Origin of the sequence: Pseudomonas sp. SWRI99 (assembly GCF_014270125.1) — a bacterium.
GTDB lineage: Bacteria > Pseudomonadota > Gammaproteobacteria > Pseudomonadales > Pseudomonadaceae > Aquipseudomonas > Aquipseudomonas hamedanensis.
In genome coordinates, this window is record NZ_JABWQR010000005.1 from 184,311 (window position 1) to 204,296 (window position 19,986).

The following is a 19,986-nucleotide window of genomic DNA, read 5'->3' on the forward strand; positions in this document are numbered from 1 at the left end:
TTGGCCGGTTTTTTTGTGCCTGGCTGTTTACCCCTGTCTCCCCCTATCCGTTGTATCCCTGTATCCCTCCTTGTATCCTGAGGAAATTACCTAACTTTGGGATACAAGGATGAAGCGCGCAGACATCAAGCGCCGCCCTCTCGCTGACACGACACTCGCGGGGCTGGAGCCGGAATCAAAGGAATACCGCGAGCTGGACGGAAACGGCCTCTACTTCAGGGTAAAACCTGATGGCGGGAAGTCCTGGCAACTTCGCTACAAACGATCGGCGGGCAACTGGGCATGGATGGGGCTCGGGGGTTACCCTGAAGTAAGTGGTGCGCTGGCACGAGACAAAGCTGCTGATTTACGTAAAGTAGTGAGCAGTGGTGTAGATCCCCTTGAACAGAAGCGCTCTGCTAAGGCTGCGATTGTTTTAGCCAAGACACGGACTTTTCGAGCAGCTGCCGATGCTTGGCTCAAGGCTAAGGAGGAGAAGGGGCTAGCGCCCTCCACCCTCAACAAAATACGTACATATCTCGATAAAGACATTCTTCCCGCGCTCGGCGACAAGCCACTGGACGAAATTACTCGTACCGATTGCGCAGAACTTCAAGCATCCATCGAAGCAAGAGACGCTCACAACGTTGCGGAAAAATGCCGCACCTGGATCAATCAGATTTTTGGTCGAGCCATTGGCCTAGGCCTGACTGAGAACGATCCCGGAAGCCGTCTTCGAGACATTGCCGCCCAAGCACCGAAGACTCAGCAGCACCCTCATTTACTGGAGCATGAGCTAGGTGACTTTTTAATCGCTCTCCAGAACACGCCAAGCAGGCTGACGGCTCGAACTGCTGCGTGGCTCTGCCTTTGGACAGCGTCTAGGCCGGGTATGGTTCGCTTAGCCGAATGGAAAGAGTTCGACCTTCACAAAGCTATTTGGACAACACCTGCCGCGAAAATGAAAATGCGCAGGGATTTCGTATGCCCATTACCTAAGCAAGCGATATCAGCTTTGAAAGAGCTTCACAGCCTCACTGGGCGCAGTCGATGGTTATTCCCCGGAGTCGGCGCGAAGAATCCAACTATCAGTGAAAACACTATCAACAAAGTGTTCGCAACGGTCGGCTACAAAGGGAGGCTCGTGGGTCACGGCACACGCCATACTGCTAGCACACTGCTCAGGGAGCACGGCTGGCCAAAGGAGCATGTCGAAGCTCAACTAGCTCATAAGGAAGAGGGCATTTCTGGCATTTACAATAAAGCTCAATACTTCGAGCATCGGGTAAAGATGATGCAGTGGTACGCGGATTACCTAGATCAGTTGGCAGCAGGAAATGTCATTCACGGACATTTCGGCGAGGCGGTCTGAGCGCAGACTTCCAACCCCTTCGTAAATCCATGTAACGCGTGTAACTCGTGTAACGACCTCGACCAAACGCCCAAATTCATTGGCTCTCCCGTGAGTTACACGCTTGAACGGAATCGCGTACACCCGGTGTAACGATGCCTAACCGTGTAACGCCGGATAGCAGTACTTCACTGATAGGCACATGTGGCTGGGACTTGGATATCTTTCGCTGGAGACGACAGAAAGCATGGGGCGGGGGGTTGAATTTCGGAATTTGAGGAACTGCGAAGCAAGCGTCTAGAGTCTGCAATAAAGTAACACTTATGTAAAAAGTTGTAAAAAGCGCGTTTTGCTTTTCATTTTTTCTACTGTATAGAAAACCAGTGGGACATGGTGGGACGGCCCGGCAAAAAATGAAAACTTTGTAGCGAACGTGCTGACTTTACTTGCCACTAAACGGAACACTGCTTCGAAGTAGACGAAAAATAAAGCTTTCAAAAATTAATTATTAGTTTACATAGCTGGGGCCTGTAAGAACTACGACAGGTAACCTGCTATGACTATCCACGACGCCGCAACCCCATGTGCAACCATCCAGCCTGCTACAGAGCTCCTCACCACTGATCAAGTAGCGAGCGCCTTGGGCTTGTCCAGCCGAACACTCGCTGCATGGCGCAGCTCACGCACTCATTCACTACCCTATGTCAAAACCGGTTCACGGGTGCGTTATCGCTCTGGGGACGTCGCGGCCTGGCTTGAAAGCCGGGTTTGCTCTACCGCTGCCAATGCGGGAGGACGAACCGAGTGACCTCTTCCATTCCAGTCAAGAAAACCACGAAGCGCTCTGCATCCGCCACGTCGATCACTGACCAACGTGACAGCGCCAACTCGCCACAATCACAAATCAACGCTTTTGATTGGGATCTGTCCCGGTACGACCCCGCTGCCACGTTGATCCGTATCAATCAAGTCATGGCCCTTACTGGCATCGGCCGCGCAACCGTTTACAAGCTTATGAACCAGTCCGAGAGCGGATTCCCACAGGCAGTGAAACTCACCAATAGCAACGCACGCGGCGCGCCGGTGGCGTGGGTTTTAGCCGAGGTTTTGAATTGGAATCGTGCACTCATCGCGGCCCGTAAAGAGGTGGCCGCATGAAATCCAAGATCGCGAGCAACGCGGTGATGCATCCGTTTTCGGTGTTGCGCCGAATCGGTTTCTCTTCCCAAACCATGCAGCGTTTTGAACGCTTTCGCAGCCGAGAAGAAAAAAAGGGGCGAGTGGTCAGCATCCTCAGATGGGCCGACGGCACCTGGTGCATTCTCGCTCTCCGCTGCGAAAAAATTGGATTTGTGGTCGTCGATGAAGGCCAGCAGATCGATGCCTACGAAGACGCCAAATCCTTAATCGACGGCGACTTCCTGCCCCTGCTCTCCCTGCGCTGGGAAGCTCACGCCTGAAACGAAAACGCCCCCGGGGGCGATCCGGAGGCGTTGAGGTCAATCTACATGCCAGAACAATTTATGCCGCACCAGAACAAACCGCAAGCCACCAGCGCAGTTGCACTTTCGAAAAACGCACGTTACTCTCTGGCCGTCGCTGCAAATTCAGCGACCGACCTTGGCGGGTCGAACGATTTCAGGCGCAACAGCGCCATATACTCAATTGCAGGCGCTTTTTTTGTGCCCGCGATTACGCGTTATGGCGAGTTGCGCAGGAGCACCTTCGGGTGCGCCGGGTTCCTGAATCACCGGTCCGCCAATCTTGCGCAATTCGCCACCCATTCCTGCTTGGCGGCAGGCTGTGGTGGCTCCTCTGATTCGGGAGCTACATCTAATGATCACTATCGATCCGTCCAAAATTCGCGCCGCTGCACACCGTGCAATGGCTCTCGCCGCTTTACACGCCAACTCCAGCCTCGCTACACGTCTGTCCCGTTACAACGCTCACATGGCCAAAGCCCGCGCACTCGAAACCGCAGGCGGTGCCCAATGAATAACGCCCTGAGTTTCTCTCTGCCTGAAGACCTGCTTTGCGTGAATCCGACCGCAGAAGCAGGTGTGCCCATCGACGCTATTACCTGCGCGATTGACCGTGCCGATTCAGTGCTGACATTGCTCGAGGATCACTTTGAAAATGAATCCTCGCGCCTCGCCAATCACGTTATCGCGGCCGTCCTTTGGGATGTACGCGGCACCCTCGGTCTGATCAAAACACTGGCCATGCACGGCGATAACACGTCGACGCCTGCCATGCAGAAAGGCGGTGCTCTATGACCGCTTCCACCACGCTCGGCCACGCCACTTTTACTCGCGTGAATGCCACCGATTTAAAGTTATTTCGGGTCAATGCCGGTGTCCCGGTCGAGGATGCACTGGAGATGGTTTCTCTTCTCCAGCATCACGCTAACCAGCTCAACTTCGACGCTGCCATGAGCGACAGCGGCGAGCGTTTCAGTTGGCCTGCCCTGTACCTTGGCGAGATGGCCAAAGCGCTGATCGATGACATCAACGACGCGCTGTTTCTGCCGAGGGCTGACACATGAGCCAGCGCCCGAACATCACCACAAAACGTCCAAGCTTTGCCGACGTGAAAATCGCCGCGCTGAAAGACATTGATCGTGTCCTGTCGCACTGGCTGCCCAACGGCAAGCGTGTAGACGGCGGCAAGGAATATACCGCTCCGAATCCAACCCGCAGCGACAAGCGTGCCGGTTCGCTGAAGATCAATTTAAGCAAGGGCACTTGGGCCGACTTTGCCACCGGAGACAAAGGCGGAGATCTCATCGATCTGGTGCGCTATTTGGAAGGCGGCTCTGACGTCGAGGCTTGCAACAAGCTGGCCGACTTATTGGACGTTGCGCCCGGTGCTGCCCAGACGAAAGCTGCACCGAGCAAGCCCAAAGCAACGACGTGGAATGCTATTCAGCCGATCCCGACCGAGGCCATGAACAAGTGCCCAACCAAACATCGCAATCATGGTGTGCCGTCCAAGGTTTGGGTCTATCGCGACGCAAAGGGTCAGCCTCTCATGGCGCTCTACCGCTTCGACCTCGGCCCCGATGAAGACGGCAAGCCGAAGAAGGTCTTCGCGCCACTGACGTGGTGCCAGCGCGCCGATGGCCAATCCACACAATGGCGCTGGCAGGGTCTGCCAGATCCGCGTCCCTTGCTTCGCCTTGATGAACTGGCTCAGCGCAGTGACGCACCGGTGATTCTGTGCGAAGGCGAGAAAGCTGCCGATGCCGCCGCCGAACTGCTGCCCAACCACGTCGCCACCTGCTGGCCGAACGGTTCCAACTCTTGGCACAAAGCCGACCTGGCACCCCTCAAAGGTCGGGACGTGTGGTTGTGGCCGGACAACGACGACAGCGGCAAAGGCTGCATGAGAGTCGTTGCCGAGAAGCTGCACGAAATCGGCGCTGCCTCGGTCCGACTCATCGCATTGGATGTGTTCAAACGCAAGCCGATGAGAAAGAATGAACGTGCCGCGTTTGCCAAAGGTGGGCAATGGAACGACGGCGACGATGCCGCCGATGCAATCGCCAAAGGCTGGACCGTCGACCACTTCGTCGAGCTGGAAAGCAGTGGTGAACTGTTCGCGGCGATCGAGGAAAAAGCGGTTGTCGCACACGTTGAACCAGAACCCGAGCAGAAGCCTAAAGCAGCGCCCAAACGCCCAACCAAATCGAAAAACGACCTAATGCCGGGAGGCTTTCGCCTGACGTCCGAAGGCGTGTTTTACGCCGGTGACGACGGCGAGGCGCGTCCGGTATGTTCGCCTCTGGCGATCCTCGCCCGGACGCGTGATGACAAGGGCCAGAACTGGGGTCTGCTGGTCGAGTTCGACGATCCAGACGGCACCAAAAAACGCTGGAACATTCCGGCACGCACAATGACTGGCGACTTCGGAAAGGACGTACTTGGGCCGCTGGTAGACATGGGCCTGCGCCTCGCCGGTAGCCGCTCGGGACGCAACGCACGCAATGACTTGCAGAGTTATCTCGGTGGGTTTGACAGCGCCGAACGGGCACGACTGGTAACCCGCTTGGGATGGCACGACAACGCCTTTTTGTTGCCCGAGCAGCAGGTTGGGACGCACAGCGAGCACCTGCATTTCTATGAAGCCGGCGCACAGCTTCCACCGATCAGCGAATCAGGCACGCTCGAGCAATGGCAACAGCAGATCGGCGCATTGTGCATCGGCAATCATCGCCTAGCATTTGTCGTCGGCGTGGCCTTTGCCGGTCCCCTGCTGCACATGCTCGGCAATGAGTCGGGCGGCTTCCACCTGTACGGCGACAGCTCCGGCGGCAAGACCACTCATCTGCAAGTTGCCGCCTCGATCTACGGCGGACCGCGCTTGGTGCGTTCGTGGCGCTCGACCGACAACGCGCTGGAATCTATCGCTGCCGCGCATTCAGACGGCCTATTGGTGCTGGATGAAATCGGCATGTGCGATCCACGCATCATTGGAGAAACGGTCTACATGCTCGGCAATGGCACCGGGAAGGCTCGCGCCAATGACCGAGGCCAAGCAGGCCGACAGGTACAAGAGTGGCGCCTGCTGTTCCTCTCCACAGGCGAGAAGACCTTGGCCCAGCACATGGCCGAAGCCAACAAGGAACTGAAAGCGGGCATGGAGGTGCGCATGCTCGCCGTTCCGGCCGATGCCAGCAAAGGCCTCGGCATGTTCGACACGCTCAACGGTTTCGAGGATGCAGCTGCGCTTTCCGATGCGCTCAAAGCGCGCGTAGCGAAATACTACGGCACCCCGCTCACTGCATTTCTGACGGCGCTGTGCGAGCCCGGCAAACGCCACGGCTGGGCGGTCATCCTGCGCCGCACGCTGGAAGGCTTCGTCGCTAAATCGCTTCCTGTATCCGCTAGTGGGCAGGCGCACCGTGCTGCCGCTCGCTTCGGTCTAGCGGCAGCCGCAGGCGAGCTGGCCACCGCGATGGGTATCACCGGCTGGCCGGACGGGACCGCCACCACAGCCGCTCGCGTGTGTCTCAACGCATGGATGAACGAGCGCGGCGGTGCAGGCAACTTCGAGGGCGATGCAATCTTGGCGCGGCTACGCCAGGTCATCGAGCGATTCGGTGAAAGTCGCTTCACACGCTGGGAATCGGCGGCGGCAAAAATCGATGAACACGGCCCACGCACCATAGACCGGCTCGGCTTTCGCAAGACGCTTGAACATGGCCTCGGAGACTCTCTGCATACCACCAACACCTATTACGTGCTGACCGAGGCTTGGCGCTCGGAGATCTTCCGGGGCATGAACCTTACCGCAGTAAACAAGGAACTCTTGCAACGCGGTGTTCTGGAGCCGAGCAGCGACGGCAAGGCATCAAGTCTGGTGCGATTGCCCGGCTTAGGCCAACAGCGCTGCTACATCGTGAAAGCAATTCCGGGAACGGATGACAGCGAGGCTCGGGCTGCCTGAGGGCATCTCAGCTGATCGAGGTAACGCCGGCTCACTCCCGGCCTCGCCAGCCAAACCAATGAAATCAAAACTCATCAAGGACCACGAATATGAAAATGAATGAATTGAAAAGGCAACGAGCCACTCTTATCGCTGAGCGCGAAACCATCGAAAACAGTATTCCCGTTCTGGAGGCCGAGTGGCGTAACGCCCCCAGCAACTACAGCCCAAACGGCAACATGATAGGAAGCCCTGAAGGGCGTGAAGCAATGGAGCGGCTATCGTCCGCCAACAGCCGCTTGCGAGCTATTCCATACGAGCTTGAACGCACTGAAACAAAGATCGCGTATTTGGAACGCATGGAGCAGGTAGAGGAGATCAAATCGCGGTCGATCCAAACCATGTCCGAAACTGCTGCTGAGCTCGAAGCGTTGGAACGGACACAGTCGCACTTGAATGAGCGTCTTCTGACGATTCAGACAGATGCTGAGCAATCCCTGGAAAAAGCACAGCAAGCAGAACGAGATGCTGCAAGTCTGTATGCCAGAAGTCTCGCCAGTGGCGACAGCGAAGGCGAAAAAGCTGCCAACGGCGAAATTCAGAAGGCAGCCAAGCAACTCGCAACCACAGATGAGCACGTAAGAAGGCAGGAGCTCATCCTCGTGGCTTTACAGGCGGAACTTGACTCCCTTGCAACGCAAATCTCAAACGCCAAGCAACGAGCAGACGACGCCAAAAATGCGGCTCTGAGCGCAGTAGGGCTTACGTTAGACGAAGAGTGGAATGCCGTTACAGATCAACTCATAGCTATAGGCGCACGGATAATTGCCGTGAGCTACCAAAAGGGGGGCTCGGGATACGGTTTCTCCAAGCTGGATGTGCCTCGATTCGGCCCTTTTCTTTCGGACCTTAGTAACTCAGAACTGTCCGCTGCCGCCCGTGACATTTCATTGGAAGATCTGCTGGCAGCGTGAATCCGAAATAGCCCGCCGATGCGGGCCATTTAGAATCGCATGGATGAAAAAATCATGACCACTCCAATACAAAGCAGCGCTAGCTGGACTGACACTTTGAAAGCGCGCAGAAGTCATTTGACCGCCCTGATGAAGGTCGTGGATATCAAAACCGGAAAGACCTCTAAGGTCCAGACACTAACGGTTAACTTGATCAAGAACGAAATGAGCCTCATCGAAAGCCAGTTAAAAGGTCGAAAGTAACCTGAACTCTATGCTGTAATGCTATTCAGGTAGATACCTTCAAAACTATATCAGGAAGCACTAATGTCAAAACTTGCCGAATACCGTCAGCTGGAAAAACACTTGGCCGAACAGCTTCAGGCGCTGGAAGCTCTGAAGAGCGACGGTGCACTGAAAAAAGAAATCGAATTTGAAACCAAGCTTCGTGAACTGCTCTCCCAGTACGGTTTCAGCCTCAAGCACATCGTCAATCTACTAGACCCACAGAGCAGCGCACGCGGCAAAGCGCCTGTTCAGGCGCCAGGCACGCGTAAACCTCGCGAGTTGAAAACGTATAAAAACCCTCACACTGGCGAAGTGGTCGAAACCAAAGGCGGTAATCACAAGATACTAAAAGAGTGGAAAACCCAACACGGTTCCGAAGTGGTTGAAAGCTGGTTGAAAAAGTAAGATCGCTTTACCTGAAAAAGGGCCCAAATGGGCCCTTTTTGTCATTTTAGTAGTCCTGATTTACCTACAGACTCACCGTCCTCTTGGAAAGCAGCGCTATGGGGCGCCGCCGCATCATCACACCTGACGCACCACCACCGGCCACGCCACCAATGAAGCTACCGCCCTCGGTGTATTTGATATTTTAATGGGCTTCTATGTTTCCTGCTGCCCAGACTTCTTGAACCTTCTTAGGATGCCCCCCCTAAGGCCGCGTCGATCCAGCCTACGTATTTCACAACCGTTACAGCCTTGGCGACGCCCTCCGCATGACTGCATAACCTGGCGTTTGACTCGAAGCACAGTTCAGCTGATAACAGCCCTTCCCTAACGTCTTCTATCGGCCAAAAGCTGCCTCTCGTGAACAGCTTCAATCGACCGGTGCATAAATGCTGGAATCAATAAGTAAACAAGACGAAGGCAGCTCACAAGCATGGCTAAAAGTAAGAGCGAGTAGAAATAATGGCTTTGTAGGAATCTTCTGCCTAAGATCAACCATAAAGGTAAGCGGAGGAAATTATCATGAGATCATTGAGACGACACCGTGAACGCCTACCTATATTGGGTTGCTGGCCACAACCATGTGTCAAGCATGATGCCGTCTGGCATATGCTTGAGCTACAGCTGAAGCCGGACGGAGATTTTGATTGGTATCTTCGTCGCGACGACGTCGCTCATGGCGGCTATGGCTCGATTACTTATCGAGATTACGACACTGCTGTCACGGAGGCCAAATCCACAAATCTACTGCTTGAACAAGCTGTAAAGAATCTTGCCTTACCGTCCCAACAGGCCGAGTCGATGCGTTTGAAAGTGCAAAAAGCGCTGACAGCTGAAGAACGCTTGATGAGCGAGGAAAGACTCATGTTGATGGAAGCTATCAAGCTTCACGGAGCGGACCCTCGACCTCGACTGGAAGATCTAATTGTCTTGAATGGTAATGATGTCCTAAGAGCAGAGCTTCATAGATGCCTACTACAATATCCATATGTTCAGCTGGTTTTCTTGGCGCAGTACGGCATGCTTCTTGAGTGCGAAGGAAATTTCACTTGGCGCGGCATTGGAGCTAATAGTCACAAGGTGGCCCTATACGCTTACCGCGAGAAAATCGCGAGAGGCTTTGGGATGAGTGGTACTGGCCACTGGGGCCAGACTAAAGCTGCAATTCGGGATGCACTTCTTCCTCGTGCAAATAAACTACTACAACTTGCGAGCGTGAAACTATTGCTCGCAGATGCTTTGCATCGAGGGCAGCAGGTTTTGATCGTGGGTAGCTTTGTGTTTTGGTATGAGAGTGGCAATGTCCCGCAGTGGGTAGTGAAGCAGGTAGGTGCTCCAGGTAAGTCGGAGACTGGAGAAGCGATGTGGCTTGAGGGTACGATTTTATCCAAGAACCATGGCCGAATCGTTGTGCTGCCTTATATCAAAGAGAACGGGGAGCAAGTGCAGGGACATACTAAAAATGCACCTCACGATGGTAAAGCTCTGCCGCGTCACCGGAATGACTACGTCGAACTTCCATTTGAGGTTCTGAAAGGGGATCTAATGTACAGTCTATTCGGTGAATTGAAGTACGAATAATAAATTTTTCAGGAAAAATGATGCGAAGGTGACCATTAATAAATCAAGAATATGTCGCTATTGGCCGAAAGCGGTCTGCCCGAGTGTCAGCTCCTGGCCAAGCGGACAGCCCATTCGGTCAGTGAAATCAGCGAGCTTGGCATCAAATATTTTTTGATTGATCACTTACCGACTCGTAACCGATATGTATTTGGTGACAAAAAATTCTCTCTAAAGATCAGATTAATTTTATTTAGGGAAAAAACCACTATTGGCTTGATAGGAGTGCGATGCGCATTAATGATAATGCGCATCGCAATTTTTTTAAAAAACTAGTGGGATTCTACAATATAGACATCACTTACTTCAGTCGTTCGCCCGGTGGTAGAGGTTCTATCAGGTAAAACAGCGAGTTTGTCCCCTATTCCTATATTGATCCACTCGCTCCAACCACCATTCCTCAGTTGATCGTGTCGAAGGAAGTACTCTTCACCGCTATCGTCAACCGAGAAAATATAGGTGGTTTGACCATTGCGCCCTCTCGGCGTGCCACTTACAGAAGTCAGTGTCAATCCTCTTGACTCCACATCACCTAAATCGAGGCCTTCCACATCTTTACGCTGGAATATTCGCGACCAAAACTTCCCTTTAAAGGGGTTGGGGGAAACATCTAACTTTGCAAGTCTTTCGACCAACGACAATACAGCGTCGTCAGTAGCGTAATTGACTTGCTCGGCAGTATTTGCAAGGTGTGAATCGATAAAATTAAGTGCAGTATTGGCAAATTCTGAAGACGATGTGTAAGTCTTGCTATTCAAACAGTACGTTATTTCGCTGAAGAGGTTTTTGGCTTGAACACATGCCGGCTTGATATACCCATCCTTGGTGAATACATCATCAAGTATCTTCATTGCGCTAGTAAGATACTTCATAGTAAGTACAGGATCAGTGTTTACTATAGCTTCAGCCTTTCGCTTCCAAGCAGAAGCTCTGTACGAACCGATTAAGCCTCTATAGGTTACAGATTCCTTCCACTGCTTGGTGTAATCCAATATATCGTCATATTTATGATCGTAAAGTAGCGACAGATAGAAGCCGTTAACCACAAAGAATGCAATACTCGTATCGCCATCTTTTTCTTTATCCCAACCCTCTTGAGTCAGCGCCATATATACTTCATGCGCTGATTCATACGACCCGCATTTATGCAACAGCATCGCCATACAGACCCTATTGCTTGGATCTTGCGGGTTTTGCTCTTGAGCTTTCTTATATCTCAACATGGCTAACTCATTTGCTTTTAGCGCTTCGAGTATGCGGCCATAGCCTCTGTTGAATACGCTAATATGATCATAAAGATGCTCAGACTCTTTGAATAGTTTATGGAGTCCGACGGCTTTGTCATTTCGTATTTGCAGTTTGCGAGAAGACTTATTGAGTTCGACAAGTAGAATCTTAAGATTTGCGTTAATTTCTTTGGGGATATACTCCCAATGATACTCGGGGATACTTTGATTAATTTGGTTTGCTTCAATTTGCTTGGAGAGCGTAATCCTTCTAGTGATTTGCGCTTGTATTTCAGCGCGCACGAGGATATTCCTAGTATTCACGAGGACAAGCTCACGAATAGAGTCGCTTAGCGTATAGACCTCACCACTGTCAGTAGTTTTCCTAGCTATCAGACTAGTGTTGCTAAGCTCTGAGATCCCTTGGGCAACTTCTTCAGTTGATAGAGAAAGTATTTCACATAATGTATTTCGGTCGGAATCTATAGCGACAAATAAAGCCTCCAATATTTTTACTGACTCCTGAGTAAGATTGTCGATCAAGTTCGTAAAAGAAAAGCTAGCAATCTCTTTATTCGCCACATTAATGGAGCTAGGTATTTCTTTGCCAGAAACATACAAATCAATAGTTAATCGTATAGCTAGCGGATTATAGTGGCATTTTTTCGCCAGCTCAGTCAGCGTAGCTTCATCAAGCAAATCTCCACCTCTTCGGTTGATATAGCTTCGGGCCAAATGCACTGCTGACTTGGGTTTGAGGGGTTCCAGCGAAGTGATGCTAGCATTATTGATAGTTACTCGACTTGTTACTAACAAACGCCACGCTGCAGGCAGACTATTATTGAAATCGTGAAACTCTGACTGCGAGTCAATAAGAAGTGTTTCGAGATTATCTACAAATACTAATACCCTTTCCTTTTCTTTGTCTTTGCAAAGACTTTCAAAGCTATCATACCTCTGTTCATAAATACGCTCAGCTTCGGTCCTAATCAAAGCCTTTAGCTCATCCAGTGTCTCAATCGAATTTAACTTGACAACCCCATTAGAAGTAAGCCTCTCTGTTTTAAGAGTCGCGTACAAGCAGCTATCAAAATACTCTTTGGTTTCAGGTAATTTGACCTGAGAAGAAAGCAAGTCAAGTACAAGCGCAGTTTTACCAATACCGCCAGGCGCTACTATCGCGATATTGTTGATCCGAGGATTTTTAATCAATGCAAGCAGTTCGCTCGCTTCTTTTTGACGTCCAACCAAGCCAGTGATTGCATGCTCAAAATTTTCTGGTAGATTATTGGGAACCTCCCAGATTATTTTTTTAACCCAGTCTTCAGGAGGATCAATTATCCTACCTTCTTCAGCAGATGCTAAAGACTTCTTAACTTGATGCATACCGAGAATATCTATAATTGGATCAGATGCGAGCGCCGCCACCCTATACCAATAAGTATCTATAAATTGTCGATTTGGATGAGATACTATATTCCTGATATCGTAAATTTCATATATTATAAAATATTGTCGCAACCTTTCAATATACTTATTTGCAGAGGTATCTTTAGTTATTTCAAGTAAGATTTGAAAAAGCTCATCGAGATAGGTTGCTTCAATTACATCTCTCGGCTTTGTTGTATCTAAACTTCGATCTTTTTCCTGCTCTCTTCGAGCTATATACTTTATTATCTCTTCAGGAAAATTTTCCGTTTGGATTTCCGTATCCAAAATGAAGTTCCCAAGCGATGTTTCAAGGTCATGCAACACCATTGTAGCTTTTCGTTTGTTATAATTAGTATCCACTAACTAAGTCCTTTTATAAAAGTACGTTATCTCTCGTCTAGAAATACGAGGCCATTCTGGCATATTGCCATCATTTTTTTTTTGCTCAACCCAACGACGAGTAAAGTTAAGTGCGCGCTTACTAAAATCAGAAATTTCTTGCCACGCTAGTGATTGAAATTTCGCGCAGAAACGTGGTTAGTAATCAGGCATTTGAAACCTGTCGCGTTCAAAGGAACGCTTTAGATCGGCCCTTGGCGAACGCTGCCCCTCTTGAAGGGCGACAGCTGGGCCATTCACCTGACGCGAAGGGAAGAGCGCTGGGAGAATAAAGCGTTTCGCTAGGTTGCCCCCAGCATACCCATCTCACGCTGGGTACATCTGCCTTAACTGTCTTTTCCAAACGCTGGATTGAAGGGCGATCAAATAATTTATTTGATGCTACTCGGTCGATTGTCAGCTTCCCATCTGATTGCTCCAATGCTCCTTCGTCTCTGAAACAGCCTGCATACACACCGGTACGAACATTAAGCTGCTCGAGGCTCGTTTCGAACTTCGCTAATTCCGTACTCATGGAATGGCAGCTTTTGGGGGATAGCTGTCTGTCCCCAACGACCGCTATTGGTCGAACTGTGCCATTCGTAGAGGGCAGAAAACGGACAGAAGCGGACGTTTTTTGGCGATGTGTATCGACCCGATAGAAGTCAGGTGCTATATCGACTCTCTTACCAATCTCGGAATCATACAAGCTTTTCATTGACCACTTGATCTAGCATCAGCCAACAACTTGTTTAGCTTTCTCCAATGGGAACGCAGTTGTTTCCTAATTGACTGAGAATCCATAATATTCGCAGCCCTGAATCCATATGAAATAAAGTTCCTGCGCCCAAGGTAACTATAGCCTTTATAAATAGTCTGAAGGAAAAGCTCTCTCGGAGGCTCCCCCCTTCCAGCCCGAAGTTCGTTGCAACGATCCATTGCCTTCTTACTTACCCAGATACGCTTACGAAGCTTTTTATAGTATCTCGTTATAGAGGATGAGCGAATATGCTCACGTTGCCCATCAAACGAAAAACCAAGGTAATGCACCGGTTTATCAGAGCGAAGTTTACCTGCAGCGTCAAACGCAAATTGTCTAATTTCCGTTTTCTTCTCTTGCAAATTCAACCCCAGCTTTCTAATTTCATCATTCACATACTCATAAATCTCATCTTCCTTTTCCGAATCACATATGACGAGTATGTCGTCGCAATAGCGATAGAATACTGACTCTGTCAAAGACAACTTTGAAAGCAAAGCGAGATCAAACTCTAACATATAGATGTTGGACAGGAGCGCACTTATTGGAGATCCTTGCGGAATGCCTCGTGAATCGGGGTTGGTAGCAAGAAGCCCTCCGCCCCTTATATCATCACGAAATCGCTTGGCCGAGCAGAGACGCTTATCTTCAACTCGTGGATTATGGATAGACACTCCAAGCTTGTTATAGAGGGCGATCTTATCGACGCGCGTGCTCTTCGTGATCGACTTGAAAACCGCAAAATGGTCAGCTGGAAGTTGCTCGGCTCCTAGCAACTTCGCCCAAGCTGCCTTCAATCGTGAGTGATCAAGACGATCAAAGAATTTTTCAACGTCGAATGCAAGAACGCAGCACTCTCCCTTAGCTTTGATCTCACAGAACGCATCGTGTGCAAAATGAATATTGCTTTTTCCGTCAATGGAACGAAAAGCCAGCACCGACGTATTCAAACCACGCCGCACTAACTCCTTTTCATACAGTTGACTTAAGAGGAAGCAGTAATAAGCATATATATGTGAGTCCAAGTGAGCCGAGTAACTGATTGGCCTAGGCTTGGGGTTCTTGATGAATACGCCACGATCATTATCTAACCGATACTTCAGAACCACTGATGTGTAGGTAATAAAAGGATAAAATGAATGAGCTGCGACTTTCTGCGGAGATGAAACATAATCCAGTGCAGCTTTCTGACCAACAGGACGATCAAAGTGAAGATACTTTCTAGGCTTGTACCATAGCAATTCGTCCATGCTCACACCTTGATAAGCCAACCGGTGGGACTAGGATGGCGGCAATCCCTAAACCGCCCCACCGGCTAAACTTAATGCTCTAAACATTATCCATCTTTTCAGACTAGGCCGCGTATTGCTAGAGTTGACGTATAGTGTCAGTATCACGATTACATCTGGAGGTTCTCAATGAAGAGATTCCGTATGCTGTTGTTCGCCATGTGTGTCCCGCTGATAAATAATCATGGGTGGCTTGACAACTTGTGATCCACCTCGGGGCCTAATGCCACAAGCATACTGAATCTAGCACAGGGAATGTGATCACGCCTAGGGAGCGAATCATATTTTTCACCCCTAGCCCCGCTCCAAAAAAACCAACCCGCCTTCCAAATATTTTCGTTTTACACCAAAAAATTCAAATTCGGCGCACTCAGGTGTTTATGCCTGAGGTGTTTAGCTGTGTGCAACTGGTGTCGTCGTGAATCCAATGTTCGAATTGCCCTAATTTCCTGGACTCATCCGAACGTTTTCTTCTGGCCGAAAGCAGTCTTTTGCGACTGCCTGCAAATTGCTGACACAACTGACGGCCTGAGCCAATGATTACCGACGGCTAACCATTAGTAACGGGCGCTCAACCAGTTAGAGCGCCCTGTCTTCATCTGAAACTGTTACACGACTTGACTCAGTTACACGCTGGAAAATCGGTGTGCCAGATCGGTGTAACTCCGAAAAATATCAATAAACACAATAGCTTATCTATTTTCGTTACACCAGTTACACGAGTTACACCGCAGTTTGAACAGATACGAGCCCCGCTCCCCGGTAGCACCAATCCCTCCAGCGAAATTCAGGTGCATCCCGCACGGTCTACCGTGGGCCCCTGAGCTTTTCATTGAGGCACGGGGTCGGAAACCCGCAGGACCTTGTTAGCAGACAGGAGCCCAGCTTAGTGAACTGGTGAACCGGGTGAACCCGCAGTCCACCAGTGCAATTGCACAAAGTGTTGAGACGTCGCCGGGGGACCCTGAGCAATTCTCAAAGGCACGGGGCACAAAACCCGTGCGATCTTGGTAGTGGCTGATTTTTTTACATTGTTTGACAGGTTGACTCGGTTGACGATCGGAGGTGTCCATAATCATCAACACAAAAGGGTATCGTTACTGATGCGGTAATGATGCCCTTTTTTCAGCGGAATTCTTTCGATTTCAATGACTGAAATTTCAGTAACTTTGAAATCCTTCTACTAACGCAGTCCCGCGGGTTTCCGACCCCGTGTCCTTCAGATAGTCCCAGGGTCCCCGGCGGCTTTCTGGCGTCTGATTGCTTTCTGCCATCCTGCGGCTAATCTCCATCCCTGCTAGCCATCGCGGTTTCCGCCCGTACGGCACACATGGTTAGAACTCTTGAGTCATTACCGATCCGACACACGGAAGCGAGGACTAGCAAATGCCATCATTTATCGTGAATAGAAACGTTCAAGCAAATGGCGACTACGAAGTGCACAACACGACGACTGGCTGTCGGTTCATGCCATTGCCTGCCAATCAGGCATCACTGGGAAATCACCTGTCGTGCACTGGTGCTGTGAGCGCCGCTCGAGTGGCAAACCCGAACCTACGGATTAATGGTTGTTACTACTGCTGCAATCCTTGCCACACCAGTTAGGTTCTCGACTACCGAAAGGGCATTTATGCCTAGATCTGGGATTGTGCAATCATAGGGCTAAGCAAGCTGTATCCCCACGTGTATCCCGAACCGTGAAATCTGGCTGTAGGCCACGGATTACATGGAAGACTCCAGTCTCCCTCGGGCACCAACATAGAGAAAAAGGTCTTGCGAAAGCAGGGCCTTTTTTTCGTCTGGAAGAAAGTGTTTTTTGCCGTGCGGGCTTTCCAGGTCAGCTCTCAGAGTCTGATGCCTTTCCCGCCTCCGCCTTAACTCCAAACATCCGCTCAGCTATCTCCCGCCCCCGCTCCAGCCCTTCTTCCGTCAGCCAGATCGACTTGTTCCTGTTAACCGGATCACTGATCAAACCCTGCTCGTGCAAGCGGTTCATGATTTCGAAGTCATACCCTTTCCAGGCATTGCCGCTGGCGGAGCTGCAAGCTGCCAAGAGGGCAAGGACGGCGTCGTCAATCAGTTTTGTGTCGTATTCCATGATGGTCTCCGCTGATGTTCAGGCCTTTGTCATCAAAGCGCCGTATCAAAGTGGATGTCAATGCTGCGCCAGCGGCTGTGAGTGTAGATCCCGCAACCACGCAAGCTGACCGATTGCTCGTTGCCCTGAATGCATTCACCGCCCGTATAATCGCGCTCGTACGGCAGACCTCCACCGGTCTTCCGTAAGTGCATTGGTTCCAAGTCCTCCACTTCACACGACAAGACACCCATGGAAACCTCACTGGAAACCGTCGCCCTTTTCTCGCTCAAACTCGCCTATGAAGAAGAGGGCCTGAGCCCGATCCTGCGCGATGACATGGTCATGGGCGACTACCAGAAGGACGTGTTCGAGTTGTTGGTCAAACGCGGCGATGTCCAGACCATTCAGTTCAAGCTGAACCAATGCCTGAACCTGGCGATGGATGCGCTGGGCGGGGTCGAGAAGCCGTTGGGGCGGGAGTTGCACAAGTTGTCGGCGGAGTTTGGTCAGGCGCGCTCGCTGGAGCAACTGGGTCAGCCGCTACTCGCGCTGAAGGGGTATTTGCGCGACATTCTTTGAGTGCCGCGCGGTGGGTTCTTAGAGTAGATAGCTGGAAATGTACTTCGAGATTTCCACCATCGAGGTCTTGCCGGTGAATTCGAATTTCACTTTCCCCAGCGACGAGAAGTAGATCTCCAGTTCCGAATCCAGATCGAACGTGCCTGAGGTTTCTACCGAGTAGGCGACGATGTTCTTGTAGGGCAGCGAGGTGAAATCCTTTTTGCTGCCGGTGATGCCCTGGACGTTGACGGCGATGATGCGTTTGTTGGTGAACACCACGCCGTCGCGCATGGCTTTGTAGGCGTCGATGACTTGTTCTCCTTCCAGTAGCAGTGCGGTTACACGCTCGGCGTACTCATCGTTCTGCTTGAGTTTGAAGAAGCCTTTGTTGTTGAAGTCGATCATCTGTCCGTCCTCTGGCTGAATAAAAACCTGCGGATTACTTGCGCATTTTGACGACGCGGATGTCGAGCGGAAACCCGCCCGGCCCGGTCAGTTTTTTCCACCCCACGTACTGGAAAATAGCGTCGCGATCGATGGTCTCGCCTTGCTCCACCGTGTCTGCGCCCAGCACCGCGACCTCCTTATAGACTGCGCAGCTCCCCTCATCGGGATGGGCGGTGTAGATCACGTAGGGTTTGACGTATCGCACGGCGCGAAAATGTCGGCCGCATCCCCAATCGACCGTGATCATCAGTGTCTTCAGATACGCTTCGCCATCCGTTTCCGAATCCTCGGCGAGCTCTTTGAGCTTGCCGAGTCCGCCGACGTCGCTAAAGCCGAGAGCGCGAGCGCGCTGGTATTCCGGTGACTTTACGTGCTCGGCCTGAGCCTCGAAGTATCGCTGTTGAATCTCTTTGTCCTGGACGTCATGTTCCCTGTTCCAGATTTCGGTCGCTTGAGCAATGACGTTTTCGCAACGGGCATAATCGGGAGAGTCGAGGCTTGCCTGAGCGAGTTGATCGCGATGGACGAAAACAGTGCGGTTCAAGCTATCGATTCGGATCATCGCGTCCCTGGCAGTCATGGCCCCGTTTTGAACCTTGTTCAACGCGTCCTGATAATTGTGACAATCGGAGAGGTAGCCCTTCCAGGCGACTTCGGGAGTTTCTTCCCAGTAGGCAAAAGCCGGGGTGGTAAGGGCAGAGAAGATGATCGCGCAAATCAGACGCGAGACTGACGAGAACGTGTGCATGTGTAGTCCGTTACGCAGGTGAAGAAAGTGGCGCGACGCTACTATTTTGCTATCGTGCCGTCCACTCATTGCCGCCGGGATGGTCACGTTGATGTTTCTGGCAGCGAATTATTTTCCGCAACCGTAACCGGACGACGCGTCCGTTTTGCTATCTTGCCGCGCATCGTCGGCGCTCATTGTTCATCTAGCATCGCGCCTGGATTGTTGAAAGGTAAGGAAAGGATCAAATGGAGTTTCTGCGTTTTCTGGCGTTCGTCGCTGTCTGGGGTTTCATGTGGCGCTGGGTGGTGAAGAACCGCGGTAGCTGGAATATTTTCTACGGCAATATCGTTGGCGCGGCAGGTGGTTTCATTGTGGGTCTGGTGGTGCTGTCGATCACGCTGTCGCTGTTTCCCTCCGCCTATAAAGACGAGCTGCCCGAGAGCGCTGTGGCGCAAAACGTCGAGCCGACTTCTCTGCTGCCTGAAAGCGAATCGAGCGCCGCTCAACTTGCTGTCGCGCCGACTTTTTCGCCTATCGAGCCTGATAATCAACCGTCGCCTCCCGAGTCAGCCCTGCTACCGAATTACGCCAGCCGTGCGCCGAAGTCGATCACGGAGCAAACCGTGCTGGAGCAAAGTGATGCCGAGGGTCGCAAAGCGCTTACCGCGCTGAGTAAAAAGCTCGGCCACGATGCGGACAGCGACAAGTCGATGCTCGCCTATGTCATGTGCAGCCCGCTGGTTACCAGCACTTTGCGCTTCCCGGCCTCGGCGCGTTTCGCTGACAGCCAGTTGCTGACTACCAGGCGCTTCAAGGATCAGGTCTACAGCTTCAGCAACAGCGTGACCGCGCGCAACATGAATGGCGACGATGTCACCTACCGTTTCGACTGCTCGGTGCAGGAGCAAGCGTCGTCAGGCGAGTGGCGATTGTTGGCGTTGAATCTGCAGAAAACCTCGACTTAAGCCTCGCTTAAGCGTTCCGGGCGCCGGCTGCGTTATCATCGCCGGCTGTGCGCCCTG

18 protein-coding genes are annotated in these 19,986 nt (G+C 51.5%); 13 read left to right on the forward strand and 5 right to left on the reverse strand.

The annotated features are described in order from the left end of the window. Positions 1-109 precede the first annotated feature (109 nt). The 11 genes from HU743_RS06205 to HU743_RS06255 all read left to right on the forward strand — a co-directional run bounded on the left by HU743_RS06205 (position 110) and on the right by HU743_RS06255 (position 10,023). Complete coding sequence (locus HU743_RS06205; protein WP_186647609.1) at positions 110-1,351, forward strand: tyrosine-type recombinase/integrase; 1,242 nt, start codon at positions 110-112, stop codon at positions 1,349-1,351. 535 nt (positions 1,352-1,886) lie between these two features. Beyond that, positions 1,887-2,138, forward strand: coding sequence for a helix-turn-helix domain-containing protein (locus HU743_RS06210; protein ID WP_186647610.1), 252 nt, complete (start codon positions 1,887-1,889; stop codon positions 2,136-2,138). 95 nt (positions 2,139-2,233) lie between these two features. Then, positions 2,234-2,488, forward strand: a complete 255-nt coding sequence (locus HU743_RS27125) for an AlpA family phage regulatory protein (RefSeq protein ID WP_346656506.1) — start codon at positions 2,234-2,236, stop codon at positions 2,486-2,488. Continuing rightward, positions 2,485-2,790 (forward strand): hypothetical protein, encoded by a 306-nt coding sequence (locus HU743_RS06220; RefSeq protein ID WP_186647611.1) that lies wholly within the window; start codon positions 2,485-2,487, stop codon positions 2,788-2,790. Before HU743_RS27125 ends, HU743_RS06220 begins: the two co-directional genes overlap by 4 nt. Positions 2,791-3,166: 376 nt before the next feature. Then, entirely contained in the window at positions 3,167-3,325 is a 159-nt protein-coding gene (locus HU743_RS06225) for a hypothetical protein (protein WP_177431405.1), read from the forward strand. After that, positions 3,322-3,606, forward strand: coding sequence for a hypothetical protein (locus tag HU743_RS06230; protein WP_038362940.1), 285 nt, complete (start codon positions 3,322-3,324; stop codon positions 3,604-3,606). The genes HU743_RS06225 and HU743_RS06230 overlap by 4 nt, the downstream gene beginning before the upstream one ends. After that, complete coding sequence (locus tag HU743_RS06235; RefSeq protein WP_186647613.1) at positions 3,603-3,875, forward strand: DUF3077 domain-containing protein; 273 nt, start codon at positions 3,603-3,605, stop codon at positions 3,873-3,875. Before HU743_RS06230 ends, HU743_RS06235 begins: the two co-directional genes overlap by 4 nt. Then, positions 3,872-6,778, forward strand: a complete 2,907-nt coding sequence (locus HU743_RS06240; protein ID WP_186647614.1) for a DUF927 domain-containing protein — start codon at positions 3,872-3,874, stop codon at positions 6,776-6,778. Before HU743_RS06235 ends, HU743_RS06240 begins: the two co-directional genes overlap by 4 nt. 89 nt (positions 6,779-6,867) lie before the next feature. Beyond that, complete coding sequence (locus tag HU743_RS06245) at positions 6,868-7,731, forward strand: hypothetical protein (protein ID WP_238351698.1); 864 nt, start codon at positions 6,868-6,870, stop codon at positions 7,729-7,731. A 306-nt stretch (positions 7,732-8,037) separates the two neighbouring features. Next, a complete protein-coding gene (locus HU743_RS06250; protein WP_186647616.1) occupies positions 8,038-8,403 on the forward strand; it encodes a histone-like nucleoid-structuring protein, MvaT/MvaU family in 366 nt (121 codons plus the stop codon). Between the two features lie 648 nt (positions 8,404-9,051). Then, positions 9,052-10,023 carry a hypothetical protein gene (locus HU743_RS06255; protein WP_238351699.1) on the forward strand — a complete coding sequence of 324 codons (972 nt, stop codon included), beginning with the start codon at positions 9,052-9,054 and terminating at the stop codon, positions 10,021-10,023. A gap of 311 nt (positions 10,024-10,334) precedes the next feature. Here HU743_RS06255 and HU743_RS06260 read toward each other — a convergent pair whose 3' ends face one another. The 3 genes from HU743_RS06260 to HU743_RS06270 form a co-directional block, all read right to left on the reverse strand. Continuing rightward, positions 10,335-13,079: an ATP-binding protein gene (locus tag HU743_RS06260; protein ID WP_186647620.1), complete on the reverse strand. Its 2,745-nt coding sequence runs from the start codon at positions 13,077-13,079 to the stop codon at positions 10,335-10,337. Positions 13,080-13,811: 732 nt separating this feature from the next. Beyond that, positions 13,812-15,107: an antiviral reverse transcriptase Drt2 gene (gene drt2, locus HU743_RS06265; RefSeq protein ID WP_186647622.1), complete on the reverse strand. Its 1,296-nt coding sequence runs from the start codon at positions 15,105-15,107 to the stop codon at positions 13,812-13,814. A gap of 1,876 nt (positions 15,108-16,983) precedes the next feature. Then, entirely contained in the window at positions 16,984-17,244 is a 261-nt protein-coding gene (locus HU743_RS06270; RefSeq protein WP_186647624.1) for a DUF6429 family protein, read from the reverse strand. A gap of 231 nt (positions 17,245-17,475) precedes the next feature. Here HU743_RS06270 and HU743_RS06275 point away from each other — a divergent pair, with 231 nt between their 5' ends. Continuing rightward, positions 17,476-17,805: a hypothetical protein gene (locus tag HU743_RS06275; protein WP_186619834.1), complete on the forward strand. Its 330-nt coding sequence runs from the start codon at positions 17,476-17,478 to the stop codon at positions 17,803-17,805. 18 nt (positions 17,806-17,823) lie between these two features. Here HU743_RS06275 and HU743_RS06280 read toward each other — a convergent pair whose 3' ends face one another. Both HU743_RS06280 and HU743_RS06285 read right to left on the reverse strand, forming a co-directional pair. Then, entirely contained in the window at positions 17,824-18,192 is a 369-nt protein-coding gene (locus HU743_RS06280) for a PH domain-containing protein (RefSeq protein WP_090286060.1), read from the reverse strand. Positions 18,193-18,226: 34 nt separating this feature from the next. Beyond that, entirely contained in the window at positions 18,227-18,982 is a 756-nt protein-coding gene (locus HU743_RS06285; RefSeq protein WP_186647626.1) for a hypothetical protein, read from the reverse strand. 227 nt (positions 18,983-19,209) lie between these two features. Between HU743_RS06285 and HU743_RS06290 the strand changes: the two genes are divergently transcribed. Then, positions 19,210-19,929, forward strand: coding sequence for a hypothetical protein (locus HU743_RS06290; RefSeq protein WP_186647628.1), 720 nt, complete (start codon positions 19,210-19,212; stop codon positions 19,927-19,929). Positions 19,930-19,986: the final 57 nt, after the last annotated feature.

What these genes read in the sequence shown, in the direction of transcription:
- HU743_RS06240 (WP_186647614.1), top strand. Translation starts at nt 3,872, where the DNA reads ATGAGCCAGCGCCCGAACATCACCACAAAACGTCCAAGCTTTGCCGAC.
- HU743_RS06245 (WP_238351698.1), top strand. Translation starts at nt 6,868, where the DNA reads ATGAAAATGAATGAATTGAAAAGGCAACGAGCCACTCTTATCGCTGAG.
- HU743_RS06290 (WP_186647628.1), top strand. Translation starts at nt 19,210, where the DNA reads ATGGAGTTTCTGCGTTTTCTGGCGTTCGTCGCTGTCTGGGGTTTCATG.
- HU743_RS06280 (WP_090286060.1), bottom strand. Translation starts at nt 18,192, where the DNA reads ATGATCGACTTCAACAACAAAGGCTTCTTCAAACTCAAGCAGAACGAT.
- HU743_RS06205 (WP_186647609.1), top strand. Translation starts at nt 110, where the DNA reads ATGAAGCGCGCAGACATCAAGCGCCGCCCTCTCGCTGACACGACACTC.
- HU743_RS06285 (WP_186647626.1), bottom strand. Translation starts at nt 18,982, where the DNA reads ATGCACACGTTCTCGTCAGTCTCGCGTCTGATTTGCGCGATCATCTTC.
- HU743_RS06225 (WP_177431405.1), top strand. Translation starts at nt 3,167, where the DNA reads ATGATCACTATCGATCCGTCCAAAATTCGCGCCGCTGCACACCGTGCA.
- HU743_RS06255 (WP_238351699.1), top strand. Translation starts at nt 9,052, where the DNA reads ATGCTTGAGCTACAGCTGAAGCCGGACGGAGATTTTGATTGGTATCTT.
- drt2 (WP_186647622.1), bottom strand. Translation starts at nt 15,107, where the DNA reads ATGGACGAATTGCTATGGTACAAGCCTAGAAAGTATCTTCACTTTGAT.
- HU743_RS06235 (WP_186647613.1), top strand. Translation starts at nt 3,603, where the DNA reads ATGACCGCTTCCACCACGCTCGGCCACGCCACTTTTACTCGCGTGAAT.
- HU743_RS06250 (WP_186647616.1), top strand. Translation starts at nt 8,038, where the DNA reads ATGTCAAAACTTGCCGAATACCGTCAGCTGGAAAAACACTTGGCCGAA.
- HU743_RS06220 (WP_186647611.1), top strand. Translation starts at nt 2,485, where the DNA reads ATGAAATCCAAGATCGCGAGCAACGCGGTGATGCATCCGTTTTCGGTG.
- HU743_RS06270 (WP_186647624.1), bottom strand. Translation starts at nt 17,244, where the DNA reads ATGGAATACGACACAAAACTGATTGACGACGCCGTCCTTGCCCTCTTG.
- HU743_RS06275 (WP_186619834.1), top strand. Translation starts at nt 17,476, where the DNA reads ATGGAAACCTCACTGGAAACCGTCGCCCTTTTCTCGCTCAAACTCGCC.
- HU743_RS06230 (WP_038362940.1), top strand. Translation starts at nt 3,322, where the DNA reads ATGAATAACGCCCTGAGTTTCTCTCTGCCTGAAGACCTGCTTTGCGTG.
- HU743_RS06210 (WP_186647610.1), top strand. Translation starts at nt 1,887, where the DNA reads ATGACTATCCACGACGCCGCAACCCCATGTGCAACCATCCAGCCTGCT.